The 26,454-nt window shown below is 59.2% G+C and carries 27 protein-coding genes and 1 other RNA gene; 7 read left to right on the top strand and 21 right to left on the bottom strand.

Annotation, left to right across the window (positions count from 1 at the left end; all coding sequences use genetic code 11):
- From mraY to rsmI, 9 genes are all read right to left on the bottom strand, one after another.
- Entirely contained in the window at positions 1–1,083 is a 1,083-nt protein-coding gene (mraY, locus tag KW846_RS09155) for a phospho-N-acetylmuramoyl-pentapeptide-transferase (RefSeq protein ID WP_008016698.1), read from the bottom strand.
- Positions 1,083–2,450 carry a UDP-N-acetylmuramoyl-tripeptide--D-alanyl-D-alanine ligase gene (gene murF / locus KW846_RS09150; protein ID WP_218482018.1) on the bottom strand — a complete coding sequence of 456 codons (1,368 nt, stop codon included), beginning with the start codon at positions 2,448–2,450 and terminating at the stop codon, positions 1,083–1,085. Before murF ends, mraY begins: the two co-directional genes overlap by 1 nt.
- On the bottom strand, positions 2,443–3,906 hold the full coding sequence (locus KW846_RS09145) for a UDP-N-acetylmuramoyl-L-alanyl-D-glutamate--2,6-diaminopimelate ligase (protein ID WP_007972595.1): 1,464 nt from the start codon (positions 3,904–3,906) through the stop codon (positions 2,443–2,445). Before KW846_RS09145 ends, murF begins: the two co-directional genes overlap by 8 nt.
- The gene (locus KW846_RS09140) at positions 3,906–5,645 is read right to left on the bottom strand and encodes a penicillin-binding protein 2 (protein WP_173900782.1); all 1,740 of its coding nucleotides are present in this window, start codon (positions 5,643–5,645) and stop codon (positions 3,906–3,908) included. Before KW846_RS09140 ends, KW846_RS09145 begins: the two co-directional genes overlap by 1 nt.
- Positions 5,645–5,938 carry a cell division protein FtsL gene (ftsL, locus tag KW846_RS09135; protein WP_007998257.1) on the bottom strand — a complete coding sequence of 98 codons (294 nt, stop codon included), beginning with the start codon at positions 5,936–5,938 and terminating at the stop codon, positions 5,645–5,647. The genes KW846_RS09140 and ftsL overlap by 1 nt, the downstream gene beginning before the upstream one ends.
- The gene (gene rsmH, locus KW846_RS09130) at positions 5,935–6,882 is read right to left on the bottom strand and encodes a 16S rRNA (cytosine(1402)-N(4))-methyltransferase RsmH (protein WP_371321734.1); all 948 of its coding nucleotides are present in this window, start codon (positions 6,880–6,882) and stop codon (positions 5,935–5,937) included. The genes ftsL and rsmH overlap by 4 nt, the downstream gene beginning before the upstream one ends.
- Positions 6,879–7,334 (bottom strand): division/cell wall cluster transcriptional repressor MraZ, encoded by a 456-nt coding sequence (gene mraZ / locus KW846_RS09125; protein ID WP_007917012.1) that lies wholly within the window; start codon positions 7,332–7,334, stop codon positions 6,879–6,881. The genes rsmH and mraZ overlap by 4 nt, the downstream gene beginning before the upstream one ends.
- 448 nt (positions 7,335–7,782) lie before the next feature.
- Positions 7,783–8,136, bottom strand: an RNA gene (gene rnpB / locus KW846_RS09120) — RNase P RNA component class A.
- 75 nt (positions 8,137–8,211) lie between these two features.
- A complete protein-coding gene (rsmI, locus tag KW846_RS09115; RefSeq protein ID WP_173900780.1) occupies positions 8,212–9,117 on the bottom strand; it encodes a 16S rRNA (cytidine(1402)-2'-O)-methyltransferase in 906 nt (301 codons plus the stop codon).
- A gap of 177 nt (positions 9,118–9,294) precedes the next feature.
- Between rsmI and KW846_RS09110 the strand changes: the two genes are divergently transcribed.
- From KW846_RS09110 to KW846_RS09095, 4 genes are all read left to right on the top strand, one after another.
- Positions 9,295–11,106, top strand: coding sequence for a penicillin-binding protein activator (locus tag KW846_RS09110; RefSeq protein WP_218482017.1), 1,812 nt, complete (start codon positions 9,295–9,297; stop codon positions 11,104–11,106).
- A complete protein-coding gene (locus tag KW846_RS09105; RefSeq protein ID WP_095965538.1) occupies positions 11,106–11,468 on the top strand; it encodes a YraN family protein in 363 nt (120 codons plus the stop codon). The genes KW846_RS09110 and KW846_RS09105 overlap by 1 nt, the downstream gene beginning before the upstream one ends.
- Positions 11,469–11,572: 104 nt before the next feature.
- The gene (locus KW846_RS09100; RefSeq protein WP_007972584.1) at positions 11,573–12,166 is read left to right on the top strand and encodes a phosphoheptose isomerase; all 594 of its coding nucleotides are present in this window, start codon (positions 11,573–11,575) and stop codon (positions 12,164–12,166) included.
- Positions 12,163–12,741 carry a BON domain-containing protein gene (locus KW846_RS09095; RefSeq protein ID WP_007972583.1) on the top strand — a complete coding sequence of 193 codons (579 nt, stop codon included), beginning with the start codon at positions 12,163–12,165 and terminating at the stop codon, positions 12,739–12,741. Before KW846_RS09100 ends, KW846_RS09095 begins: the two co-directional genes overlap by 4 nt.
- Positions 12,742–12,895: 154 nt before the next feature.
- On the opposite strand, the gene KW846_RS09090 is transcribed toward KW846_RS09095, so the two are convergent.
- From KW846_RS09090 to rplM, 7 genes are all read right to left on the bottom strand, one after another.
- Positions 12,896–13,309: a ClpXP protease specificity-enhancing factor gene (locus tag KW846_RS09090; RefSeq protein WP_007972582.1), complete on the bottom strand. Its 414-nt coding sequence runs from the start codon at positions 13,307–13,309 to the stop codon at positions 12,896–12,898.
- A 16-nt stretch (positions 13,310–13,325) separates the two neighbouring features.
- Positions 13,326–13,943, bottom strand: a complete 618-nt coding sequence (locus KW846_RS09085) for a glutathione S-transferase N-terminal domain-containing protein (RefSeq protein ID WP_007972581.1) — start codon at positions 13,941–13,943, stop codon at positions 13,326–13,328.
- A gap of 149 nt (positions 13,944–14,092) precedes the next feature.
- Positions 14,093–14,875, bottom strand: coding sequence for a cytochrome c1 (locus tag KW846_RS09080; protein ID WP_116581189.1), 783 nt, complete (start codon positions 14,873–14,875; stop codon positions 14,093–14,095).
- Positions 14,875–16,086 (bottom strand): cytochrome bc complex cytochrome b subunit, encoded by a 1,212-nt coding sequence (locus KW846_RS09075; protein ID WP_007972577.1) that lies wholly within the window; start codon positions 16,084–16,086, stop codon positions 14,875–14,877. Before KW846_RS09075 ends, KW846_RS09080 begins: the two co-directional genes overlap by 1 nt.
- Positions 16,086–16,679, bottom strand: coding sequence for a ubiquinol-cytochrome c reductase iron-sulfur subunit (gene petA, locus KW846_RS09070; RefSeq protein ID WP_007972576.1), 594 nt, complete (start codon positions 16,677–16,679; stop codon positions 16,086–16,088). The genes KW846_RS09075 and petA overlap by 1 nt, the downstream gene beginning before the upstream one ends.
- 268 nt (positions 16,680–16,947) lie before the next feature.
- Positions 16,948–17,340, bottom strand: a complete 393-nt coding sequence (rpsI, locus tag KW846_RS09065; RefSeq protein ID WP_003228056.1) for a 30S ribosomal protein S9 — start codon at positions 17,338–17,340, stop codon at positions 16,948–16,950.
- Positions 17,341–17,354: 14 nt separating this feature from the next.
- Positions 17,355–17,783 (bottom strand): 50S ribosomal protein L13, encoded by a 429-nt coding sequence (gene rplM, locus KW846_RS09060; protein WP_003228062.1) that lies wholly within the window; start codon positions 17,781–17,783, stop codon positions 17,355–17,357.
- Positions 17,784–18,029: 246 nt separating this feature from the next.
- Between rplM and KW846_RS09055 the strand changes: the two genes are divergently transcribed.
- Positions 18,030–19,070, top strand: a complete 1,041-nt coding sequence (locus tag KW846_RS09055) for an NADP(H)-dependent aldo-keto reductase (protein WP_204932054.1) — start codon at positions 18,030–18,032, stop codon at positions 19,068–19,070.
- Positions 19,071–19,169: 99 nt separating this feature from the next.
- Here the strand turns inward: KW846_RS09055 and KW846_RS09050 are convergent, their stop codons facing one another.
- Positions 19,170–20,306, bottom strand: coding sequence for an acyl-CoA dehydrogenase family protein (locus tag KW846_RS09050; protein ID WP_007972572.1), 1,137 nt, complete (start codon positions 20,304–20,306; stop codon positions 19,170–19,172).
- 221 nt (positions 20,307–20,527) lie between these two features.
- On the opposite strand from KW846_RS09050, the gene KW846_RS09045 reads away from it, so the two are divergent.
- On the top strand, positions 20,528–21,448 hold the full coding sequence (locus KW846_RS09045) for a GlxA family transcriptional regulator (protein ID WP_218482207.1): 921 nt from the start codon (positions 20,528–20,530) through the stop codon (positions 21,446–21,448).
- Between the two features lie 167 nt (positions 21,449–21,615).
- Here KW846_RS09045 and zapE read toward each other — a convergent pair whose 3' ends face one another.
- The 3 genes from zapE to KW846_RS09030 all read right to left on the bottom strand — a co-directional run bounded on the left by zapE (position 21,616) and on the right by KW846_RS09030 (position 24,810).
- Positions 21,616–22,710 (bottom strand): cell division protein ZapE, encoded by a 1,095-nt coding sequence (gene zapE, locus KW846_RS09040; RefSeq protein WP_007998226.1) that lies wholly within the window; start codon positions 22,708–22,710, stop codon positions 21,616–21,618.
- 90 nt (positions 22,711–22,800) lie between these two features.
- Positions 22,801–24,156: a tryptophan--tRNA ligase gene (locus tag KW846_RS09035; protein ID WP_218482016.1), complete on the bottom strand. Its 1,356-nt coding sequence runs from the start codon at positions 24,154–24,156 to the stop codon at positions 22,801–22,803.
- 24 nt (positions 24,157–24,180) lie between these two features.
- Positions 24,181–24,810, bottom strand: coding sequence for an alpha/beta hydrolase (locus KW846_RS09030; RefSeq protein WP_033047638.1), 630 nt, complete (start codon positions 24,808–24,810; stop codon positions 24,181–24,183).
- Between the two features lie 144 nt (positions 24,811–24,954).
- On the opposite strand from KW846_RS09030, the gene KW846_RS09025 reads away from it, so the two are divergent.
- Complete coding sequence (locus KW846_RS09025) at positions 24,955–25,389, top strand: YhcB family protein (protein ID WP_102701919.1); 435 nt, start codon at positions 24,955–24,957, stop codon at positions 25,387–25,389.
- Between the two features lie 242 nt (positions 25,390–25,631).
- Here KW846_RS09025 and KW846_RS09020 read toward each other — a convergent pair whose 3' ends face one another.
- On the bottom strand, positions 25,632–26,372 hold the full coding sequence (locus KW846_RS09020) for an OmpA family lipoprotein (RefSeq protein WP_007972558.1): 741 nt from the start codon (positions 26,370–26,372) through the stop codon (positions 25,632–25,634).
- Between the last annotated feature and the right edge of the window lie 82 nt (positions 26,373–26,454).

Genomic DNA, 26,454 nt, shown 5'->3' with positions numbered 1-26,454 from the left:
CTACCTCAGCTTCAGGGTGGCAAGGCCGATCAGCACGAGAATCACGGTGATGATCCAGAAACGGACAATCACACGTGGCTCGGGCCAACCCTTGAGTTCAAAGTGGTGGTGAATCGGCGCCATGCGGAATACGCGTCGACCGGTCAGTTTAAAAGAGGCGACCTGAATGACCACTGACAGGGTTTCCATCACGAACACGCCGCCCATGATGAACAGGACGATTTCCTGACGGACGATCACCGCAATGGTGCCCAGGGCCGCGCCCAGCGCCAGTGCACCGACGTCCCCCATGAAGACTTGTGCCGGATAAGTGTTGAACCACAGGAAGCCCAGGCCGGCTCCGATCAGTGCGCCGCAGAACACGATCAGTTCGCCCGCGCCCGGTACATAAGGAATCAGCAGGTATTCGGCGAATTTCACGTTACCCGACAGGTAGCAGAAAATGCCCAGGCCACCGCCCACCATCACCGTCGGCATGATCGCCAGGCCGTCGAGGCCGTCGGTCAGGTTGACCGCGTTGCTCGAACCGACAATCACGAAGTAGGTCAGGACGATGAAGCCTGCACCCAGCGGAATGCTGTAGTCCTTGAGCATCGGCAGGATCAGCGTGGTTTCCACCGGCGTGGCGGCAGTCATATAAAGGAAGATCGCCGCGCCCAGGCCGAATACCGACTGCCAGAAGTATTTCCAGCGACTCGGCAAACCACGGGAGTTTTTCTCGATGACTTTGCGGTAGTCGTCGACCCAGCCGATGGCGCCGAACAGCAAGGTCACCAGCAGTACGACCCAGACGTAACGGTTGGTCAGGTCAGCCCAAAGCAGGGTACTGACACCGATGGACGACAGGATCAGTGCGCCGCCCATGGTCGGAGTACCCGACTTGGACAGGTGCGACTGGGGGCCGTCATTGCGAACGGATTGACCGATCTGACGGTTCTGCAAAGTGCGGATCATCCACGGGCCATAGCACAGCGACAAGACCAGCGCGGTCAGTACACCGAGAATCCCGCGCAGGGTCAGGTACTGGAAGACCGCGAAGCCTTTGTAGAACTGTTGCAGATACTCCGCTAGCAGCAGCAGCATTAATGTTTCTCCAGGCTGGACCCGCACAAGGCGGCGACGACGTTTTCCATCGCAGCGCTGCGCGACCCCTTGATCAAAATGGTGGTGTTTGTGTCTTGCTCGGCGCCCAGGGCCTTGATCAGTTCAGCCTGCGTGCTGAAGTGAAAAGCCTCTGGACCGAATGCGTTCACGGCGTGAGCCATCATTGGCCCGACGGCGTACAGTGCAGAAACCTTGCCACGGGCGTACTCGCCCACGTCGCGGTGCCCCTGCTCCGCCCATTCGCCCAACTCGCCGATATCCCCGAGCACCAGGACGGTGCGACCGGAAAAGCCGGCCAGTATATCAACGGCAGCGCACATGGAGGTGGGGTTCGCGTTGTAAGTGTCATCGATCACGCGCATGCCATTGCTGGCCAGTTGCGCGACGGTGCGACCCTTGACCGGTTGCACCGCGCCAAGGCCGGTGGCGATACCGAACAGCGACACACCCAGGGCATGAGCGGCAGCGGCGGCGGCCATGGCATTGGCGACGTTATGGGTGCCGAGCAGGTTCAGCTGAACGCGCTCTACACCTTCAGGGCTGTGCAGATTGAATGCCGGGCAGCCACGGGCATCGGTGGTCAGGTCACTGGCATAGAAATCGGCGCGGCTGTTGCTCAACGCAAACGTCAGCACTTTGCGAGCACCGGCACGCGTCTTCCAGATACCGAATGCCTTGTCGTCGAGATTGAGCACTGCGACGCCATCGGTCTCCAGCCCTTCGATGATCTCGCCCTTGGCTTCGACAATTTTTTCCGGGCCACCGAACTCGCCGACGTGGGCGGTCCCGGCATTGTTGAGAATGGCCACGTGCGGTTTGGTCAGGCCAACGGTGTAGGCAATTTCGCCAAGGCGCGAAGCACCGAGCTCGATCACTGCCGCCGTATGCTCCGGCGCCAGTTCGAGCAGGGTCAGCGGCACGCCGAGATCGTTGTTCAGGTTGCCACGGGTCGCCAGTACCGGGCCACGGGTGCGCAGGATGCTCGCCAGCATTTCCTTGACCGTGGTCTTGCCGCTCGAACCGGTGACGGCCGCGACCGGATGGGTGTAGGCCGCACGATTGAGCGCCCCCAACTGCCCGAGGGCCTGGCGAGTATCGCTGACCAGTAACTGCGGGAGCGTGCTGTCGGCGACTTCGCGCTCGACCAACGCGGCCACGGCACCCTTGGTAGCGACTTCATTCAGATAATCATGACCATCGAAGCGCGGACCGGTCAGGGCAATAAACAGCTGACCCGGCTTGATTGCGCGGCTGTCGATGCTGACGCCATCGAAACTGGCATCGGTCGACACCAGGCGAGCATTCAGCGCGCCGGTCAGTTCGCTCAGTTGCAAGGCCTTAAGCATGGGCCACCTCCCATGCGGTCAAGGCATGATCGGCCTCGACCAGATCGGAAAAGGCATGGCGCTCTCCGTTGATTTCCTGATAGTCCTCGTGACCTTTACCGGCCAGGACAATCACATCATCCACCGAGGCACTGGCGATCAGCCTGGCAATCGCCTGACCACGACCGGCAACGAACTCCACTTTATCCACAGCCGTGAAACCGGCGCGGATGTCATCGAAAATCACCGATGGATCTTCAGTGCGCGGGTTGTCGTCGGTCACCAGCACACCATCGGCCAGGCGCTCGACCACTTCGGCCATCAACGGACGCTTGCCGCGATCGCGATCACCGCCACAGCCGAACAGGCAGAGCAATCGGCCCTTGGCGTGTGGACGCAGGGCCGTCAGGACTTTTTCCAGGGCATCCGGGGTGTGGGCGTAATCGACCACCACCAACGGTTGAGTGCCGCCACCGAGGCGCTGCATGCGACCGGCCGGCCCTTCGAGTTTCGGCAGCACCTTGAGGATTTCGTCCAGTGCGTAATCCAGGCCAAGCAAGGCGCCAACCGCTGCGAGCACGTTGCTCAGGTTGAAACGGCCGAGCAAGGTACTGCGTAAATGGTGTTCACCCTGCGGGGTGACCAGCGTGGCGCGCACGCCTTCGTCATCGAACTGCGCCTCACGGCAATAGAGGTAGGCACTGCTGTCGAGCAGGCTGTAGGTGATCAACCGCGATTCACGTTTTTCAGCAGCCAGTTGCCGACCAAAGTCGTCGTCGAGGTTAACCACCCGGCACTTCAGATCGTTCCAGGCGAACAGCCTGGCCTTGGCTTCACCGTAGGCCTGCATGGTGCCGTGGTAATCCAGATGATCGCGAGACAGGTTGGTCATCACCGCCACGTCGAAGGCCAGTGCCGTCACGCGGCCCTGGTCCAGACCATGGGAAGAAACCTCCATCGCCACGGCTTTGGCACCGGCCTTTTTCAGGTCGCCCAGCGTTGCCTGCATGGCAATCGGGTTCGGCGTGGTGTGCAGGCCGCTTTCCAATGCACCGTAGAAACCGCAACCGAGGGTGCCGACGATGCCGCAGTGCTGGCCAAGCAGATCCAGTGCCTGGGCAACCAGTTGAGTGACACTGGTTTTGCCGTTGGTGCCGGTCACACCGATCAGGTTCAGATGATGACTTGGCTCGCCATAAAAACGTCCGGCGATGTCCGACAACTGAGCGGCCAGCCCTTTGACCGGAATCAATGGAACCTCGGTAATGGGCAGCACAGTGGCGCCTTCCACTTCATAGGCCACCGCAGCCGCGCCGCGTTGCAAGGCGTCGGCAATGTGCGCGCGCCCATCGAACTTCCCGCCCGGCACGGCGAGGAACAGGTCGCCCGCGCGCACGTTGCGGCTGTCCAGGGCGAGCTCGCGAATCAGTAGATCGTGGCCGGCGTGAGGGAAAATCTTGTTCAGGCTCAGAGACATCAGCCGCGCCCTCCATTGGCTTTCAGCGGAACGACCGGTGTTGCGTTCGCTTGTTGAGTAGGTGGCAGGTTGTCCGGGGTGATGTTCATCAGGCGCAGGGTGCCCGACATCACGCGGCTGAACACAGGCGCGGATACCAGGCCGCCGAAGTAACCAGCCTTGGTCGGTTCATCGATGACGACCACGATGGCGTAGCGTGGATCGCTCATCGGGCCGAAACCGGCGAACAGCGAACGGTAGGAATTCTCGGCGTAACCCTTGGTGCCGACCGAGGTTTTACGCGCAGTACCGGACTTGCCGCCCACGTGATACGCCGGCACCTGCGCGCGGAACACACCGCGCGGGGCTTCGATCACTTGCTGCAGCATGCCTTGCATGGTTTTCGCGACGGCCTCCGGCAGCACCTGGGTGGTTTGCGGTGCCTTGTCGGTCTTGATCAGGGTCAGCGGTGCAAGGCGACCATTGTTGGCCAGGGCCGAGAAGGCGTGGACCAACTGGATCGCGGTCACTGAAACACCGTATCCATAGGACAGCGTCGCGGTCTCGGCCTTGCGCCACTCGCGGTAGTTCGGCAGGTTGCCGACGCGCTCGCCCGGGAAGCCCAGGCCGGTGTCCTGGCCAAGGCCGACTTTCTGTGCCAGACGGAAAATGGTTTCGCCGCCGATATCGAACGCGACCTTGCTCATCCCGACGTTACTGGAGTTGATCAGGATGCCGGTCAGGTCGAGCACCGGGCCTTCGGTCTTGGAGACGTCCTTGATGGTGTACTTGCCAATCTGCAAGGAGCCCGGATACACCTCGACGGTATCACTCGGTTTCCAGCGGCCGGTTTCGATGGCGGCGCTCATCGAGATCGCTTTCATGGTCGAGCCCGGCTCGAACACGTCGATCATCGCCCGGTTACGCATCATCGCCGGTTGCAGGTTGCGACGGTTGTTCGGGTTATAGGTCGGCTGGTTGACCATCGCGAGAATCTCGCCGGTCTTCACGTCCATGATCACCAGGCTGCCGGCCTTGGCGCCGTTCTCGATGATCGCGTTGCGCAATTCGCGGTTGGCCAGGTATTGCAGGCGCAGGTCAATGGACAACGCCAAGGGCTTGCCGGCCTTGGCGTTTTTGGTGACCTGGACATCCTTGATCAGCCGGCCGCGCCGGTCCTTGATGACTTGTCGTTTACCCGGCACCCCGGCCAGCCATTCGTCATAGGCCAGCTCGATACCTTCCTTCCCATGGTCATCGATATCGGTAAAGCCAACCATATGCGCGGTCACTTCACCGGCCGGATAGAAACGCCGGAACTCTTCGATGCCATAAACACCCGGCACTTTCAGATCGAGCACAGCCTGGCCCTGCTCCGGGGTCAGCCCGCGCACCAGATAAATGAATTCTTTGTTGGCCTGGGCTTCGAGACGTTCGGCCAGGGCTTTCGGGTCCTGCCCCAAGGCAGCCGCCAGTGCCGGCCATTTCTCTTTGGCCGTTTGCATTTCCTTGGCATTGGCCCAAAGGGTGGTGACCGGAGTACTCACGGCCAAAGGCTCGCCGTTACGGTCGGTGATCAGACCACGGTGAGCCGGAATCGGAATATGACGAACACTGCGGGCATCGCCCTGACCTTTAAGGAAGGCACGGTCGACCACTTGCAAATCGATGATGCGCCAGGCAATCGCGGCCACCATGATGCCGAGCAAACCCAGCACCACGCGGAACCGCCAAGGAAAGAGTGCACCTTCGAGTTTCATCATGGCGCCACCATCTTCACGTCAGCGGCACCGGGGATGTGCATTTTCAATTGTTCGGTGGCCAGCACTTCGATTCGGCTGTGGGCGGTCCAGGTGCTCTGCTCCAGAATCAACCGCCCCCACTCCGCCTGCGCCTTGTCGCGCACGCTCAATTCGTTGTACAGCGAATTCAATAGCTGACGGTTCCAGTGCGCGCTGTAGGACACGCCGATGGCCGAAACGAGCACGCCGACAAACAGCAGCAGCATGAAGAAGCTTCCGCCGGGCAATGGCTTGGCGAAAAGCTTGCTCACCGCAGCTTCTCCGCCACACGCATGACAGCGCTTCGCGAACGTGGGTTGGCTTTGAGTTCGGCGTCGGAGGCCGTCTGCGCTTTGCCATGGACTTTGATTTTCGGTTCGAAGGCAACATGCCGAACCGGCAGGTTGCGCGGCAGGTTGTCGGCTTCGCCTTTCACCAGCTTGCGCATGAACAGTTTGACGATACGGTCTTCCAGCGAGTGGAAGCTGATCACCACCAGGCGACCGCCCACTTCCAGGCACTCCAGCGCGGCTTCGAGGCCGGCTTCCAGATCACCCAGTTCGTTGTTGACATGAATGCGCAGGCCCTGGAATGCACGGGTGGCGGGGTTCTTGCCCTTTTCCCATGCCGGGTTGGCGACCTTCAGGACTTCTGCCAGGTCACCGGTGCGTTCGAATGGCTTGATGTCACGGCGCTCGACCACGGCACGGGCCATGCGACCGGAGAAACGCTCTTCGCCGTATTCCTTGAACACCCGGGCGATTTCTTCCACGGGTGCGGTGTTGACGAATTCGGCGGCGCTGATGCCACGGGACGGATCCATGCGCATGTCCAGCGGGCCGTCGTTGAGGAAGCTGAAACCGCGCTCAGGGTCGTCGAGCTGTGGCGAAGACACACCCAGATCCAGCAGAACGCCGCTGACCTTGCCGGCCAGACCGCGGTCGGCGACTTCCGAACCCAGCTCGGCAAAGCTGCGCTGCACAACGACAAAGCGGCCGTCTTCGGCCGCTAGCGTCTGCCCGGTGGCAATCGCTTGTGGATCCTTGTCGAATCCGAGCAAGCGACCATCGGGACCGAGCTGGCTAAGGATCAACCGGCTGTGCCCGCCGCGCCCGAACGTACCGTCCAGATAGCAGCCATCAGGACGTACGGCGAGAGCCTCGACGGCTTCGTCAAGCAGTACGGTGATGTGGTTAAAGCCGCTATCAATAGTCACAGGATCAAATCACGCAGTTCATCAGGCATCGCGCCCGGTTGTTGAATAGCAGCCAGGTCAGCGGCAGAAACCGCGTTCCAGGCATCCTCGTCCCACAATTGGAACTTGTTCAGTTGGCCTACCAACATCGCGCGCTTATCCAACTTGGCATATTCACGAAGACGCGGCGGAACCAGAAAACGACCACTGCCATCGAGCTCGAGATCGACGGCATTACCAATCAGTAAACGTTGCAGGCGGCGGTTCTCTTCGCGGAGCGAAGGCAGTGCGCGCAGTTTGGTTTCAATAATTTCCCACTCATCGAGGGGGTAAACACACAAACAAGGATCAACGGCATCAATTGTGACGATCAATTGACCGGAACTACGCGAATCGAGCTCGTCACGGTACCGGCTCGGCATGGCGAGACGGCCCTTTGCATCGAGACTGATAGCGTTGGCTCCGCGAAACACGTCAGCGCCTCTCCAAATTCTAGCGTTTTGAGTTCAAAAAACCCACTTCATGCCACTTTCCGCCACTTGCGCACACTATAGGAATGCGCCCACCACACCGTCAAGGCGCGGATTAAAGGAAAACCCTTACAGAACTGAGATTTAGGAGCATTAACGGAGGGGCAACGAGAATCCGGCACATGAAACTGCCCGATAACTTGAATCAGCACAGGAGGCTGCGTTCGAAAGTTAAAGTAATTTATTAAGAGTAAGATTTTTTTGGTATTACAAAAGAGGTTCTGCGGATGAATGTGTAAGGAGGGAAACCGGTGCTGCGTGGAGTTTATGCGATTCCTACAAGCGCGGGCTAATCGATATCACAAAACCGCTTCTCCCGACGTTTGTGCAAGGAGGGTAATTGCTATCACCATCCCCCTTGCTCAATGATTTAAGCAGAGGGGAGAAAAAGGTGGAGAGTCGATCTGTAAGCCGGGTTCTGTCTTGAACAGTCATTCGTCTACGATGGCCATCACTGGACATCTTTAGCAACCTACCCGGTCCCAGCGCGGGCCACGCCTTGGGACCCTATTTGGTCTTGCTCCAAGTGGGGTTTACCTAGCCACGAACTGTTGCCAGACGTGCGGTGCGCTCTTACCGCACCTTTTCACCCTTACCGGCGCCGAAGCGCTTAGGCGGTTATTTTCTGTGGCACTTTCCGTAGGCTCACGCCTCCCAGGCATTACCTGGCACTTCGCCCTATGGAGCCCGGACTTTCCTCCCCCCCCTAATTTTCATAGAGGGCAGCGACTGTCCGATCGACTCTCCGCCGCGAAGGTTACCGGCAGAGCGCCCGAAGAACAAGCGTTAAGCGCCGGTGCGCACGCCTGCGCGTCGGGTTTTACTCGCCCTTCTGCTTATCCAGCGCGATCTGATACAGCACATTCTTTCGTTCGCCAGTGATTTGCGCTGCCAACGCCGCCGCACGCTTGAGCGGCATTTCTTCGAGCAACAGATTGAGGATGCGCATCGCCTCGCTGCTGACCGCGCCCTCCTCCTCGGGGGCAGACCAGCCCGCCACCAACACGACGCACTCGCCACGCTGCTGATTGCTGTCCGACTCGACGAACTCGCGCAGCTCGGCCAGAGGCAGCCCCTTGAGGGTTTCAAAGGTCTTGGTCAACTCACGTGCAAGCAATGCCGGGCGCTCGGGGCCGAACACCAGCTCCATGTCTTGCAGGCATTCCAGAATACGATGCGGGGCCTCATAGAAGATCAATGTGCGAGGTTCTTCTTTTACCTGCTCGAGGCGCGCTCGCCGCCCCACCGCCTTGGCCGGCAAAAAACCCTCGAAAATGAAACGATCGGATGGCAGCCCCGCCGCCGACAATGCTGCAATCAAGGCGCAGGCACCCGGAACGGGCACCACGTTGATACCTGCCGCGCGAGCCTGCCTTACCAGGTGATAACCCGGATCGGAAATCAGTGGCGTCCCGGCGTCAGAGATCAATGCCACGTTGTCACCGGCGAGCAGACGCGTGATAAAGCGACTACCTTCATCCCTCTCATTGTGTTCATGACAGGCGGCCAATGGCGTCGAAATGCCGAAGTGTTGCATCAAGCGTTGGGAATGACGGGTGTCTTCCGCGGCGATCAAGGCCACTTCACGAAGAATCTTCAGCGCCCGCGCACTGATGTCATCCAGGTTGCCGATGGGCGTCGCCACCACATAAAGCGAGCCAGCAGCGGAATTCAAAGCACCTGGAGCAGTCAAAGCGCACACCTCATGATCGGTAAAAGTCGCCATTGTAGCGCGTAGCGAGACTCACGCTACGCGCATGCAATCGCGTCATCGGCAACCGTTTGTGCGCTGGCGCAACATTTACACCAGCTAAATTGATCGATTCACGCCAGTAACATCGCGCCCCGGCCAGTGCTTGGGTACAATTCCACGCTAATTTGATCGAGTATCAGGAACGCTTACATGATCGCTTGCCTGCGGCTGTTATCTGCCCTCTGCCTCGCCGCCTTGCTGGCGGCTTGCGCCAGCTCGCCCTCGTCCAGCCTTGGCGAACTTCCACGGACGCCGGACGCCAGTATCGAGCAACTGCTTGAGAAGGCCGCCCAAAGCAAATCTGCAGAAGATGCCGCCCTTTTGCGTTTGAGCGCTGCCGACCTGGCCTATCGCCAGGGCAATGCCGGCCAGTCCGCGCAAATCCTGCAACAGGTCCCTGTCGAGCAGCTCAAGCCGGGGCCACAGATTTTCGCCAACACCCTGGCGGCTGAACTGGCCATGACCCGAAATCAGCCCAAGGCCGCGCTGGCCGCCTTGAGCCACCCAAGCATGCAATACTTGAGCGAACTGCCCGTCGAGCAACAGGTCCGCACCGGCACTGTTCACGCCCGCGCCCTGGAAGCCGATGGCCAGACCCTCGCCGCCGCTCGCGAGCGCATCTTCATTGCCCCGATGCTTAAAGGTGAAGCCGCGAGCAAAAACCACGAAGCGATCTGGACCCTGATCGCCTCGCTGCCGACCGAGCAGTTACAGCCGAGCTCCAACGACGATCTCAGCGGCTGGATGGCGCTGGCCCTGGCCGTGAAATCTGCCGGCACTCTGGAGCAGCAACAGGCCGCTATCGATAACTGGCGCGCGCAGAACCCGAAACACCCGGCCGCCCTTCAATTACCGCAGCCACTGACCCAACTCAAGGAACTGGCCAGCCAGCCCTTGAGCAAGATTGCCCTGCTGCTGCCTCAGGATGGCCAGTTGGCCTCGGTTGGCAAAGCATTGCGCGACGGCTTCATGGCCGCCCACTACCAGGCACAACAGGCAGGGCAGAAACCACCCACCATCGAGTTTTATGACAGCTCGCGCCTGACATCCATGGACGAGTTCTACCGCAAGGCCCAGGCCGATGGCGTGCAACTGGTCGTCGGCCCGCTGGAGAAACCACTAGTCAAACAGCTGAGCACTCGCCCACAACTCCCGATCACCACCCTGGCGCTGAACTACAGCGAAGGTGATCAAGGCCCGGCGCAGTTGTTCCAGTTCGGTCTTGCCGCTGAAGACGAAGCCCGTGAGGTGTCGCGCCGTGCTCGCGCCGACGGCCTGCATCGCGCAGCCATCATGGTGCCGAAAGGCGAATGGGGCGATCGCGTGCTCAAGGCGTTCAGCCAGGACTGGCAGGCCAATGGCGGCACCATCGTCGCCACCGAACGCGTCGACCAACCGGTCCAGCTGGCCCAGCAGATTGCCGACATGTTCCAGCTGCGTCAGAGCGAAGGTCGCGCCAAGAGCCTGCAAAGCACTGTCGGCTCGCAAGTAGCGGCCCAGCCGTCGCGCCGCCAGGACATCGAATTCATCTTCCTCGCCGCAACGCCGCAACAGGCCCAACAGATCAAACCGACCCTGAACTTCCAGTACGCAGGTGATGTACCGGTCTACGCCACCTCTCACGTGTTCAGCGCCAGCGGCGACGTCAACCAGTACAACGACATGAACGGCATTCGTTTCTGTGAAACACCCTGGCTGCTGGATGCCAACGATCCACTGCGCCGCCAGGTCACCGCCCAGTGGCCACAAGCCGCCGGTAGCCTGGGGCGTCTGTACGCCATGGGCGTGGACGCCTATCGACTGGCGCCGCGCCTGGGCCAGCTGAAGTCTCTGCCGGACAGCCGCATCGACGGTGAGTCGGGCAGCCTCGGCATGACTCAAAGCCAGCGGGTCGTGCGCCAGTTGCCATGGGCCCAGTTCGCCAATGGCCAGATCCAGCGCCTGCCGGACACCGCGCGCTGATGCCTGACAGGTCACGCCAGCAAAGCGGTATGGATGCCGAGCGCCACGCGCTCGAGCATCTTCAACAACAGGGTCTGCGCCTGCTGGCGCAGAACTGGTTGTGCAAACGCGGCGAGCTTGATCTGGTCATGCTAGATGGCGATACAGTAGTATTCGTTGAAGTCCGCTACCGAAAAGACACTCAATGGGGTGGCGCGCTCGATAGCATCGATGAGCGCAAACGGCAAAAACTGATTTTCGCCGCGCAATATTTTCTTCAGCGCGAGTCGCGCTGGGCCAATTCCCCTTGCCGCTTCGACGTGATTGCCATCGACAGCCACCTCGATCAGCTGAACTGGCTACAGAATGCCTTCGACGGCTGATCACCGGCATCACGAACCGGACACTATCACCCCACACTTTTGCTCTTTGCTTTGCGGGCTGCACATTCACGTGCCGAACAGCCGCGCTAATTAAGGTCACACAGATGGACATGCAATCCCGAATTCGCCAGCTTTTTCAGGCCAGTATCGACACCAAGCAACAGGCGATGGAAGTTCTTGCACCGCACATCGAGCAAGCCAGCCAGGTCATGGTCAACGCCCTGCTCAACGAAGGCAAAATGCTTTCCTGTGGCAACGGCGGCTCAGCCGGCGACGCCCAGCACTTTTCGTCCGAGTTGCTCAATCGCTTTGAGCGCGAGCGCCCGAGCCTGCCGGCCATTGCCTTGACGACCGACAGCTCGACGATCACCTCGATCGCCAACGACTACAGCTACAACGAAATCTTCTCCAAGCAGATCCGCGCACTGGGCCAACCGGGCGATGTGTTGCTGGCTATCTCCACCAGCGGCAACTCGGCCAACATAATTCAAGCGATCCAGGCCGCACATGATCGCGAAATGATTGTCGTAGCATTGACGGGACGTGACGGCGGCGGCATGGCGTCGCTGCTGTTGCCCGAGGACGTGGAGATTCGCGTACCGGCCAACGTCACCGCTCGTATTCAAGAAGTCCACCTGCTGGCGATCCATTGCCTTTGCGACTTGATCGACAGCCAATTGTTCGGGAGTGAAGAATGACCCCTAATCGCCTTGGCCTACTGGCCTTGACTCTGTGCCTCGGCATCAGCGGTTGCACCTCGGTGGTGACCGCCAGCCGTGAAGCCCCCATTGAAGATGACCGCGGCACTCGCACACTGGGCAGCAAGATCGACGACTCCCTGATCGACACCAAGGTTGGCGTGAACATCGCCAAGGCCGACCCGGCCCTGGACAAGGACTCGCACATCGTCGTCACCAGCTACAACGGCGTCGTGCTGCTCGCCGGGCAAACGCCACGCGCAGACCTCAAGGCCAAGGCCGAACAGGCTGCCGCCGCGGTCCAGCGCGTGAAGCAGGTGCACAACGAGCTGCAAGTCATGGCCCCCTCCTCGCTGCTGGCGCGCCAGAATGACACCTGGCTGACCACCAAGATCAAGACCCAGATGCTCGCTGACGCGAACATCCCTGGCTCGCGTATCAAGGTCGTCACTGAAAACGGCATCGTCTACTTGCTGGGTCTGCTGACCAAACAGGAAGCTGCGCAGGCGACCAACCTGGTGCAAGGCGTTTCCGGCGTGCAGAAGATTGTGAAGCTGTTCGAGTACATCGACTGACCTGCACGGGATGTTGTAGGAGCTGCCGCAGGCTGCGATCTTTTGATCTTGATCTTCCAAAAAACAAGATCAAAAGATCGCAGCCTTCGGCAGCTTCTACGTTTGAAGGTGGTGAAGTAATAAAAAAGGCGATCCATCCGGATCGCCTTTTTTATTACTTCACCACCTTCAAACTGGGGCGACCGCTTGGACGCGGCGGCTCGCTGTCCGGTGGCGGAAGGTCGTCATCCGGTTCGATGTCGTCGTCCTCGCCCATCGGCGATTCCAGATCAAACACCATGCCCTGGCCGTTCTCCCGGGCGTAGATACCCAGGATCGATGCGATAGGCACGTACAAGGTGTGCGGCACGCCACCGAAGCGCCCCTCGAAACTGACCGCCTCGTTGTCCATGTGCAAGTGGCGCACGGCTTGTGGCGATACGTTCAGGACGATCTGCCCGTCACTGGCAAAGCCTTGAGGCACCTGCACCGACGGATACTCGGAATTGACCAGCATATGCGGGGTGCAATCGTTGTCCACAATCCACTCATAGAGCGCGCGGACCAGATAAGGTCGACTGGAGTTCATAGCGGCTCCTTAAGCCTTAGCGCATGTCGCGTTCGACACCAGACAGACTCGCCTGGAAAGCCTCACGCGCAAACTGGCGCTCCATATAATCAAGCAGCGGCTTGGCCGGCCGCGGCAGTTCTATACCCAGAATCGGCAATCGCCAGAGTATTGGCAATAGGCAGCAGTCGACCAGGCTTTGTTCCTCACTGAGGAAAAACGGCTTGTCGGCAAACAGTGGCGACACACCCGTCAGGCTTTCGCGCAACTCTTTGCGAGCCACAGCACGGGCCGCCTCCTTGGTCCGCGAATCCAGAATCAGGTCCACCAGACCACACCAGTCTCGCTGAATGCGGTGTATCAGCAGGCGACTGTTGGCACGCGCCACGGGATAAACCGGCAGTAGCGGCGGGTGCGGGTAACGCTCATCCAGATATTCCATCACCACAGTCGACTCCCACAACGCCAGGTCGCGATCGACCAGGGTGGGCAAGCTGCCATAAGGGTTCACTTCAATCAGTTTAGGTGGCTGGCGTCCAGCTTCCACGTAAATGATCTCGGCGCTGACACCCTTCTCTGCCAGTACGATGCGCACTCGGTGGGAATAGTGGTCGGCGGGGTCGGAGTAACAGGCCAACCGATTGGTCACGCCCATGGCGATCCTCCTCGCTTGTAGAAATTATCGAAAGCGGAAAAACGAGCGCGCCCAGAGGGCGCCTCCCGTAACGACTGGGTCACCAGTTCGCTACCTATTCAGAGGCGCCCTTGGGCGCGCGCGATTAACAGCAATAGCTTGAAGCTTTATCAGTGCACGTCTTTCCAGTATTCGCGCTTGAGCAGGTAAGCGAATACGAAGAAGAACGCCAGGTACAACAATACGTACGTACCGATGCGCTGATGTTGCAGCTTAACCGGGTTAGCCGAGTAAGCCAGGAAGGTTACCAGATTCTTGACCTTCTCATCGAACTGCTCTTCAGTCAGAGCACCGCTTTTCGGCACAATGGTCAACTGATCGCACGCTTCATGAGTCAACGGATTGGTGGTCAGCGGATCATATTGCCTCTTGCCGCCTTCGACGGTCGGAACCTGCTTGCATCCCACGACCTGGCGACCTTGCAGGCCGGCCAGGACGTTAGGCATGCCCACGTTCGGGAAGACCTTGTTGTTCACACCCCATGGGCGCGCAGGATCTTCGTAGAACGACTTCAGGTAACTGTAGAGCCAGTCGGTGCCGCGAACACGGGCAACCAGGGTCAGGTCCGGAGGTGCGGCACCAAACCAGGCCTTGGCATCCGCAGGCTGCATGCCAATGCTCATGTGGTCGCCGATCTTGGCACCCGTGAAGACCAGCTTCTCCAGCATCAACTCATGGGGAATGCCCAGGTCGTCGGCAACACGCTCATAGCGCTGGAACTTGGCACTGTGGCAACCCATGCAATAGTTGGCGAACGTACGCGCGCCGTCCTGCATGGCTGCCTTGTCGGAAACGTCAATGTCGACTTTTTCCAGCTCAGGACCACCGTGTTCGGCTGCGAAAGCAAAAACCGGCAGCGCAGCAAGCATCAATACAGCAAATAGTTTTTTCATCAGCCAGTCACCCTTTCCGGAACCGGTTTGGTCTTCTCGAGCCTTGTGTAGAACGGCATCAGAATGAAGTAGGCGAAGTACAGGAAGGTACATACCTGCGACAGCAACGTACGCTCAGGGGTTGGGGCCAGAACACCCAGCACGCCCAGGATCACGAACGAGATGCAGAACACCCAGAGCCAGATCTTGCTCAGCCAGCCTTTGTAGCGCATCGACTTGACCGGGCTGCGGTCCAGCCACGGCAGGACGAACAGCACGGCAATGGCCGCGCCCATGGCGATGACACCAAAGAGCTTGTCTGGAACCGCACGCAAAATGGCGTAGAACGGGGTGAAGTACCAGACCGGAGCGATGTGCTCTGGGGTCTTGAAGGCGTTCGCCACTTCAAAGTTCGGCTTCTCGAGGAAGTAGCCACCCATTTCCGGGAAGAAGAACACGATCGAGCAGAAGATGAACAGGAACACCACCACGCCGACGATATCTTTCACGGTGTAGTACGGATGGAAGGCGATGCCATCCAGCGGTATGCCGTTTTCGTCCTTGTGCTTCTTGATGTCCACGCCGTCCGGGTTGTTCGAACCGACTTCGTGCAACGCCAGGATGTGCAGCACCACCAGACCGAGGATGACGATCGGCAGGGCAACCACGTGCAAGGCGAAAAAGCGATTCAGGGTAATGCCGGAAATCAGGTAGTCACCACGAATCCACTGGGTCAGGTCGTTGCCGATGACCGGGATCGCACCGAACAGCGAGATGATCACCTGGGCACCCCAGTAGGACATCTGACCCCACGGCAGCAGGTAACCCATAAAGGCTTCGGCCATCAGTGCCAGGTAGATCAGCATGCCGAAGACCCACACCAGCTCGCGCGGCTTCTGGTACGAACCGTAGAGCAGGCCACGGAACATATGCAGATAGACGACGATGAAGAACGCCGAGGCGCCGGTGGAGTGCAGCAGACGCAGGATCGAGCCGTACTCGACATCGCGCATGATGTACTCGACGGAAGCGAACGCTTCTTCCGCCGACGGGGTGTAGCTCATGGTCAGCCAGACACCGGTAACGATCTGGTTGACCAGAACGAGCAATGCCAGGGAGCCAAAGAAGTAGAAGAAGTTGAAGTTTTTCGGAGCGTAATATTTGCTGAGATGGTCTTCCCACATCTTGGTCGCGGGAAAGCGCGCATCAACCCAATCCATGAACTTGCTCATCACGCTTTCTCCGTATCGACGCCAATGACAATGATCTCATCGGTCTCATAGGAATGCGGGGGAACTGGCAGGTTCAAAGGCGCAGGTTGCGACTTGTAGACGCGGCCAGCCAGATCGTAATGGGAGCCGTGGCACGGGCAGAAATATCCACCTACCCATTTCGGACCAAGATCCGCAGGTGCCACTTCCGGACGGAAAGTAGGCGAACAACCCAAGTGTGTGCAAATGCCGATCAGCAGCAGAACCTCTGGCTTGATCGAACGTGTTTCTGGGTTGACATAGGCCGGTTGCGTCGATTGCTTGGAATCAGGATCGGCGAGATCGCCTTCGATCTTTTTCAGATTCCCCAGGATTTCCGGCGTACGGCGGACGATGAACACCGGCTGACCGCGCCACTCAGCAATCATCTGCTGGCCTGGCTCGATTTTGCTGACATTCACTTTCACCGGTGCACCAGCGGCTTTCGCCTTGGCACTGGGAAACCATGACCCCACGAACGGGACCGCAGCCCCCACCGCTCCTGCAGCACCCACCACGGATGTGGCTGCTACCAAGAAGCGACGCCGGCCTGTATTCACGCCGTCATTGCTCATTCAGTCCTCTCCCATCAGCTTTGTGGCCTGTTAAATCAGGCATCTACTAAGTAAAACTATGTACTTATAAAAATTTTGCCGAATGGTAATGAAAAGCCCCAATTCTGACAAGGTAATTACCGGAGCCCACCACCCTCAAGCCTTGGAGTATAGGGCGTCTACGGATGTGGCAAGTTGTCACAGCGCAATTCTTTGATAAATCGCAGGCATAAAAAAACGCCCAGCTCCGTGAGGAAACTGGGCGTTCTTTTTTGAACGTGAAAGCGAATTAACGCTTCGAGTACTGCGGACGCTTACGCGCTTTACGCAGACCGACTTTCTTACGTTCAACTTCACGAGCATCGCGGGTTACGAAGCCGGCTTTACGCAGTGCGCTGCGCAGAGTCTCGTCGTAATCCATCAGAGCGCGGGTGATGCCGTGGCGGATTGCGCCAGCTTGACCACTCACACCACCGCCGATCACGGTGACGTAGATGTCGAACTTCTCGACAGTCTCAGTCAATTCCAGCGGCTGACGAACTACCATGCGGGCAGTTTCGCGACCGAAGAAATTATCCAGCGAACGGTTGTTGATGGAGATGTTACCAGTACCCGGACGCAGGAAAACGCGTGCGGTTGCGGTCTTGCGACGGCCAGTGCCGTAATTTTGAGTCGCCGACATAATGAACTATTCCGTTAAATCTTCAGTTCTTGGGGCTGCTGAGCAGTATGAGGGTGTGCAGCGCCCGCATAGACTTTCAGCTTACGGTACATGTCGCGACCCAGCGGGTTCTTAGGCAGCATGCCTTTGACCGCGGTCTCGATCACGCGCTCAGGGGCCTTGGCGATCAGCTTTTCAAAGTTGATCGACTTGATGCCGCCCGGGAAACCGGAGTGGGAGTAGTACATTTTGTCAGTGGTTTTAGCACCGGTAACACGGATCTGCTCAGCGTTGATTACGACGATGTAGTCGCCGGTGTCAACGTGAGGAGTGTACTCAGGCTTGTGCTTGCCACGCAGACGGCTCGCGATTTCGGTGGCCAGACGACCCAGGGTCTGACCTGCAGCGTCGACGACAAACCAGTCGCGCTTTACTGTTTCCGGTTTAGCAGTAAAAGTTTTCATTCTTTATAGCCTCAGGGGCCGCCCTGTAAATTAGACGGCGGATCTTACTGAATAGTGCGTACTTTGACAAGTCAAAGGCAGCCGGATACAGACGCTTTCGGGGGCTCGGGTCGGCGCGTCCGTTCAACGGCAAGATTCTTCGGCGGCGGCGCATCACTTCCACTGCAGAAAGAGGTGCGCAATTATGCAGATTGCGAAAAATAATTCAACCTGCTTTTATGATTGTTTTGCCCAAGGAGCACCCCGATGGACTATCGCCAGCTAGGCCGAACCAATCTGAACGTGAGTGCCCTCTGCCTCGGAACCATGACCTGGGGCGAGCAAAACAGCGAGGCAGACGCCTTCGCCCAGATTGAACGGGCCAAGAGCGCCGGGATCAACTTCATCGACACCGCCGAGATGTACCCGGTGCCGCCCAAGGCCGAAACCTACGCCACCACCGAACGCTACATCGGCAATTACTTCAAAAGCCGCGGCGACCGCGCCGACTGGATCCTGGCCAGCAAGATCGCCGGCCCCGGCAATACCATCGATTACATCCGCGACAAGAACCTTCGGCACAATCGGCAGCACATCACCGAAGCCGTGGACGCCAGCCTCAAGCGCCTGCAAACCGACTACATCGACCTGTACCAGTTGCACTGGCCGGAGCGCAGCACCAACTTCTTCGGCCAGCTCGGCTACAAGCACAAGATCGAGGCCAACCTGACCCCACTGGAGGACACCCTTGAAGCGCTGGATGAACAGGTCCGCGCCGGCAAGATCCGCCACATCGGCCTATCCAACGAGACGCCGTGGGGCACCATGCGCTTCCTGGCCCTGGCCGAAGCCCGTGGCTGGCCGCGCGCCGTATCGATCCAGAACCCGTACAACCTGCTCAATCGCAGCTTCGAAGTCGGCCTGGCGGAAATCGCCATCCGCGAGCAGTGCGGCCTGCTCGCCTATTCGCCGCTGGCGTTCGGTTTCCTGTCAGGCAAGTACGAAGGTGGCGCCCGCCCGCCAAAAGCTCGCCTGAGCCTCTACAGCCGCTTCAGCCGCTATTTCAACCCACAGTCGGAAGCGGCCTGCAGCCGGTATGTGGCCCTGGCTCGCGAACACGGCCTGGACCCGGCGCAAATGGCCCTGGCGTTCGTGACGCAGCAGCCGTTCGTGACCAGCAACATCATTGGCGCGACCACCATGGAGCAACTGGAGAGCAACATCGCCAGTTTTGACTTGAAGCTGTCGGAGGAAGTGCTGGAAGGGATCGAGGCGATTCACAAGGATCATCCGAATCCTGCGCCATAATTTAAAAAGATCGCAGCCTGCGGCAGCTCCTACATGGGATTGGCGTAAACCCTGTAGGAGCTGCCGCAGGCTGCGATCTTTTCAGCCATCAAAAATAAATCAAAGCGACCGCGCAATGATCTCCTTCATGATCTCGTTCGTCCCGGCATAGATCCGCTGCACGCGCGCATCCGCCCATGCCCGCGCGATCGGGTATTCCCACATGAACCCGTAGCCACCGTGCAACTGCACACACTCATCCAGCACCTTGCACTGCAGGTCGGTGCCCCAGTACTTGGCCATCGCCGCCGTCGGCACGTCGAGCTTGCCTTGCAGGTGCAGTTCCAGACAGCGGTCGACGAAGACACGGCCGATCTGGATTTCCGTGGCCATCTCCGCCAGTTTGAACCGGGTATTCTGGAAGTCTGCGATCGACTTGCCGAACGCCTTGCGCTCGCGGGTGTAGTCCAGCGTCCATTGCAGCGCCGCTTCGGCCGAAGCCAGCCCGCCAATGGCCACCGTGAGGCGCTCCTGAGGCAACTCCTGCATCAGGTAGGCAAAGCCCATCCCGGCCTGGCCCAGCAGGTTTTCCTTGGGTACACGCACGTCCTGGAAGAACAGCTCCGAGGTGTCCTGGGCTTTCATCCCGACCTTCTCCAGGCGCTTGCCCTTGTCGAAGCCCGGCGTATCGGCTTCCACCAGAAACAGGCTGGTGCCTTTTGCGCCGGCCTTCGGATCAGTCTTGGCGACGACGATCACCAGATCGGCCAGGTAGCCATTGGTGATGAAGGTCTTGGAGCCGTTGATCACATACTCGTCGCCATCGAGCACGGCCGTGGTTTTCACTCCCTGCAGATCGGAACCGGCGCCCGGTTCGGTCATGGCGATCGCGGTCACCATTTCGCCGGACACCAGTTTCGGCAGGTACTTCTGCTTCAGTGCCTCACTGCCGTAATGCAGGATGTACGGTGCCACGATGTCCGAGTGCAGGGAAAAACCGATGCCGGTCAGGCCAAGCCGGCCTACTTCTTCAATCACCACCGCACTGTAGAGAAAGTCCGCCCCCAGGCCGCCGTACTCTTCCGGCAGGTGTGAACAGAGCATCCCCGCCTCCCCTGCCTTGTTCCACAGCTTGCGGTCGATATAGCCTTGTTTTTCCCATTGCCCATGGAAGGGCACCGCCTCCTTTTCGAGAAACGTCCGCACGCTGTCGCGGAAAAGCTCGTGCTCGGAACTGAACAAGGTTCTGGGGATCATGCGGCACCTTTTCTTTGTTTTTAGAAGGAGTTGACCTTCAGAGACTATGCCTCGCTTCCGATACAGGACACTGGACACATCCGACAAAAAATAAGACGATCCAGCCGTCTGGTGACCACTTCCCCCTATAAAAATAAAGTTGAATTATGTCTAACCAAGCCTCCACGCCCCTGCGGCGCGTCAGCATCCTGGCCATCGACCGGGTTTTCGCTTCCACCCTCATGCAAGCCAAGGATTTCTTCCACCTCGCCAGCCTGCGCTACGGCAAACAGCTGGGCCAGGGCCTGACACCGGCGTTCGAAACCCGCCTGGTCAGCCCCGATGGCAAACCGGTCAACACTTTCAGCGATGTGATGATTCCGGTGGACGGCGGGCTGGAAAACGCCGACATCATCATTCTTCCCGCGTTCTGGGACGATTTTGAAAGCCTTTGCAAACGTTACCCGCAAGTCCTGCCCTGGTTGCGTCACCAGCATGCGCGTGGCGCCGTGCTGTGCGGCGAGGCCACCGGTGTATTCTGGCTGGCCGAAGCCGGGCTACTCAACGGCAAGGAAGCGACCACCTACTGGCGCTTCTTCAATGCCTTCGCCGAACGCTTCCCACAGGTCCAGCTCAATCAGGACAAACACCTGACCGACGCCGATAACCTGTACTGCGCCGGCGGCACCACCTCGGCGTGCGACCTGTACATTTACCTGATCGAGCGCTTCTGTGGCGCCAATGTGTCCCAGGCCGTCGCACGGGACATTCTGTACGAGGTCCAGCGCAGCTACTCGCCGGGACGCATCGGTTTTGGCGGCCAGAAGCTGCACCAGGACGTCATCATCCTGCAGATCCAGCACTGGCTCGAAGAACACTTCGCCGACAAGTTCCGTTTCGAAGACGTCGCCCGCGAACACGGCATGAGCATCCGCAACTTCATGCGCCGCTTCCAGACCGCCACCGGCGACAAACCACTGCATTACCTGCAACGCCTGCGCATCGAAACCGCCAAGGGCTTGTTGTCCGGCAGCCGCAAAAGCATCAAGACCATCAGCTATGAGGTGGGCTATGACGATGCGAGCTTCTTTGCGCGGCTGTTCCGCCAGCACACGGAGCTGTCGCCGAACCAGTATCGGCAGCAGTTCCAGCAAGCTGCCTGAGCCTCAAGGCTTTCGCAAAACACTGTAGGAGCTGCCGCAGGCTGCGATCTTTTGATCTTGAAAAATCAAAATCAAAAGATCGCAGCCTGCGGCAGCTCCTACAGGGTGGATCTTCAGCGCATAAAAAAGGGCCTGCAAATGCAGGCCCTTTTATTTTACGAATCCTCTTACGGCTTGTGTGCCCGGGACAGGAATTCGTGGGATTGCATTTCCAGCAGACGACTCAGGGTACGCTGGAACTCGAAGTTCAAGCGCCCGCCGGTGTACAGATCCTTGAGTTCGACTTCGGCAGAAATGATCAGCTTCACGTTACGGTCGTAGAACTCGTCGACCATGTTGATGAAGCGCCGGGCGATGTCGTCGGTGGTGACGCTCATCTGCTCGACATCGCTGAGCAACACGGCGTGGAAGATCTTGCCCAGTTCGATGTAGTCGTTCTGGCTGCGCGGGCCGTCGCACAGTTCACGGAAGTTGAACCAGGCCACGTCATCGCAGGTGCGCAGAGCACGAATCTCACGATTTTCGATCATCAGCACGTCATTTTCGACCGCTGCCGTGCATTCCGGTGTCAGCGCACGGAAGCTCTTGCGCAGGCTTTCGTTGGCGGCTTCGTCGAGCGGATAGTGGAACAGCTCGGCTTGTTCGAGGTGACGCAGACGATAGTCGACGCCGCTGTCGACGTTGACGATCTCGGTATTCTGCTTGATCAGCGCAATGGCCGGCAGGAAGCGCGCGCGTTGCAGGCCGTCCTTGTACAGGCCGTCCGGCACGATGTTCGACGTCGCGACCAGGGTCACGCCGTTCTTGAACAGTTCTTCCATCAGGGTGCCGAGGATCATGGCGTCGGTGATGTCGGAAACGAAGAATTCATCGAAGCAGATGACCCGGGCTTCGGTGGCGAAGCGCTTGGCGATGATGGTCAGCGGGTTCTTCTCGCCGCCCAGGGTTTTCATCTCTTCGTGCACGCGCTTCATGAAGCGGTGGAAGTGCGTACGGGACTTTTCCTTGAAAGGGAGCGCTTCGAAGAAGGTGTCCACCAGGTAAGTCTTGCCGCGACCTACGCCACCCCAGAAATACAGGCCCTTGACCGGGGTCTGATCCTTCTTGCCAAACAACTTGCCCAGCAGGCCCGGCTTGTTTTGCTCGGCCGCGACCAAATCGTCGTACAGGCGCTGCAAATGACGCACGGCAGTTTCCTGCGCGGCGTCATGGAAGAATTCCGGGCGTTTCAGATCAGCTTGATATCGTTCTAAGGGCGTCATAATTCGTTAGCAAGGCAACAAAAACGGGCCGACACTGTAGCGACGGCCCGGAGGAATGGCAATCGGCCCTTGGTCGGGCCGGACCGTTGTTTATTCCTGAACCGGCGTCAGGGCGATCAGCAATGCTTCGATAGCAGCGTCACGCGCAGCACTGTCAGCGAAGGCCGGACTGTCGGCAACGCACTCGCCTTCAAGCCAGACGCTGAAGTTCAGCTCTTCACTGCGCACGTCCAGTGGCTGACCCGATTGCAGTTGCTTGGTCACCTGACCGGCGGTCTTGCCGTCGGCGAAGTTGCGCGACAGCAGCAGTTGCTCGCCATCGGCGGCCAGCAGACGGAAACGGAAGCTGCCGTCGTCTTCGCGGAAGCTGACAAAACGTGCGGCTTTCGCAGCCTTCTTCTTGGTGGTCGCCGCGACTTGGGTCTGGGCAACGAAGGAGCGCAGGCCCACCGCTTCACGCAGTTCATTGAGGAAGGGGGTCGCGACCGCACGGGCCTTTTTCGCACCGTGTTGCAGGATGTCTTCCAGATCCGCCGGGCGCTCGATCAACTGGTTGTAGCGCTCTCGGGATTCACCCAATTCGTTGTCGAGCAGCTGGAACAGACGATTCTTCGCCTCGCCCCAACCCAGGCCCTGCAACAGTTCGCTGCGGAACTCGTCGGCCTGCGTCGGGGTGGCGAATGCCTGGAACAGGGTGAACAGGTGCGAGTTATCAGGATCCTTGGCTTCACCCGGCGCGCGGGAGTCGGTGACGATCCGCGAAATCGCGTCCTTCATTTCCTTGGCGCTTGAGAACAGCGGAATGGTGTTGTCGTAGCTCTTCGACATCTTGCGGCCATCCAGGCCCGGCAACGTTGCGACGCTCTCTTCGATCAACGCCTCGGGCATGGTGAAGAACTCTTTGCCCTGGCCAAACAGGTGGTTGAAGCGCTGGCCGATGTCCCGCGCCATTTCCACGTGCTGGATCTGGTCGCGACCGACCGGCACCTTATGCGCGTTGAACATCAGGATGTCCGCCGCCATCAGCACCGGGTAGCTGTACAGGCCCATGGTAATGCCGGCGTCCGGGTCTTCGCCGGTCTCGACGTTTTTGTCCACGGAAGCCTTGTAGGCGTGGGCGCGATTGAGCAGGCCCTTGGCGGCGACGCAGGTCAGCAGCCAGGTCAGCTCGGGGATTTCCGGGATGTCGGACTGGCGGTAGAAGGTCACGCGATCGACATCCAGGCCACCGGCCAGCCAGGTCGCGGCGATTTCCAGACGCGAGCGCTGGATGCGCAGCGGGTCATCGCACTTGATCAGGGCGTGGTAGTCGGCCAGGAAGTAGAACGAATCGGCATTGCTGTCACGGCTGGCGACGATCGCCGGGCGGATGGCGCCAGCGTAGTTGCCCAGGTGCGGCGTGCCGGTGGTGGTGATGCCGGTGAGGATACGAGTACGGGTCGTCATGGGTAATCGCTTGTCAGACTGCAATCAATTCGAGAGACGCGGCAGGATCAGATCCTTGAGATCGGTCAGCTTGCCATGAAAAAAGTGTCCGCATTCTGCCACTTTCAGCAGCTCATGGGGACGTTCGAGCTTGTCGGACCATTGATAAACGACTTGTGGATCGATCACTTCGTCGGTTTCCGGCTGGATCAAGGTCAACTCGCCGTGCTGCGGCAGTTGATCCTGATCCCCCAGGCGCATGACCGCCGGCGCGACCATGAACAGATGCTTGAGTTGCTCGCCCTTGGCCTCAAGGCGTCCGCCGAGACTTGCTGCAACAAAACCGCCGAAGGAGAAACCGAACAGGGTCAGCGGCAACTCCGGGTGTTTGCTGCGAAACCATTCGGCGACAGCCTGGGCATCATCAACTTCACCGGTGCCCATGTCGTGGGAACCCTCGCTGGCACCGACGCCACGATAGTTGAAGCGCAGGGTGACCAGCCCGGCGTCACGCGCAGTGCGCTGCAGGGTCGAAACCACTTTGTTGAGCATGGTGCCGCCCTGTACCGGGTTCGGATGGCAGATCAGCGCCAGGCCGCGAGGCTGCTCGTTGTCCAGGTAAAGGGCTTCCAGTTGACCCACCGGGCCATCAATCACTACAGGGGTTTCGCGCATAAGCAAGGAAGGAACTCCGTGACCTCGAATCGGGTCGACTCGTCTAGCAAATTGTCTGTGGCTGTCTATTGCGAGTGAATCGCGGTATACAGCGCAGGTTCGAGCCGTTAACGTAAAGCAAAGCCGTTTATAGAGGAAGGACTCGTGGAACACTCGCTCTTAGTTTGGTTGCTACCGACTCTTGCCCTGGTTGTGGGTGTCGCCATTGGGTTCCTGATCGCTCGCCTTGCGCCGAATGCCGCGCCTAGCAGCACGCAACGTCAGCTGGACGATATTCAGGAACGTTTCGACAGTTATCAGAACGAAGTGGTGACCCACTTCAACAGCACTGCAACATTGGTCAAGAAACTGACTGCGAGCTATCAGGAAGTGCAGGACCATCTCGCCGAGGGCGCCAACCGCCTGGCCCTGGATGAGCAGACTCGCCAACGCCTGCTGGCCTCCCTGCACGCCGATGCGGCGCAGGCCCCCCGTGAACGCCTGACGCCACCGCGCGATCAGGAGCCGCCTCGCGACTACGCACCAAAAGCTCCGAACGCGCCCGGCATGCTCGATGAGCATTACGGCCTGAAGAAGTAAGCAGGTTTCAGGTGTGAAAAAGCCCCCTGACGATTGATTGTCCGGGGGCTTTTTGTTTCTGGGCTCTTCATTGTTGCGGATTGTTTCTTGTAGGAGCTGCCGCAGGCTGCGATCTTTTGATCTTGCTTCTGAAAATCAAAAGATCGCAGCCTCGTTGCACTCGACAGCTCCTACAGATAAGCGCGCGCACAAAAAAAACCGCCCGATCTGTTGAGGATCGGGCGGTTTATTTTTTCAGGCGATCAAGGGTACTGCTGAACCTGACCCTGTTGCTGACCACCATACTGCTGGCCCGGAATCGCCTTGAGGTTGACCTCTACACGGCGGTTCTGCGCCCGGCCATTGGCGTCGCCGTTGCTGGCAACCGGACTGTCCGGCCCCGCGCCACGAGCGCTCAGGTTGGCACCGCTGACACCTTGCGAGGTCAGGTAGGTGGCCACGCTTTGTGCACGACGCTGGGACAGGTCCATGTTGTGCTGGCGGCTGCCAGTGCTGTCGGTATAGCCCACGATTTCGATCTGGTTCTGGTTGAACTCTTTCAGCGAGCCCGCCAGGTTGTTCAGCGGCTGATAGAAACTTGGGGCAATGTTTGCCGAGTCGGTAGCAAACGTGATGTTGCCCGGCATGATCAGCTTGATCTGGTCGCCCTGGCGCTGCACTTCAACACCGGTGTTGGCCATGCTGGCGCGCAACTTTTTCTCTTGCTGGTCGGCGTAATAACCGTAACCGGCGGCCGAAGCACCGACCACTGCCGCACCGATCAGCGCGCCCTTGCCACGGTTATCGTGGTTGATCGCAGCACCGGCCAGCGCACCGGCCAGAGCGCCGAGACCACCATACTTCGCGGTCTTGCTCATGCCTTCGGAGCCGCTGTCCGCCTGCCCCTGAGCCTGGCCTTGACCGCCGTAAGGATTGGGCGAGGCACAACCGGACAAAACGGCCACAGCCGTAGCGACAATAATCAAACGACGCGTGGTGAACATGTATAGCTCCTACTTTTTTGCATTCTGTGGTGCAACGGACCAAGGCATAGCCATTGCGGGTGTTAGATCACTTCCGGGAACA

The organism is Pseudomonas sp. PDM32 (assembly GCF_019219225.1).
Lineage (GTDB): Bacteria > Pseudomonadota > Gammaproteobacteria > Pseudomonadales > Pseudomonadaceae > Aquipseudomonas > Aquipseudomonas laurylsulfatiphila.
Note: the sequence above shows the minus strand (reverse complement) of the source record. Positions and strands in the feature narration are given on the sequence as shown.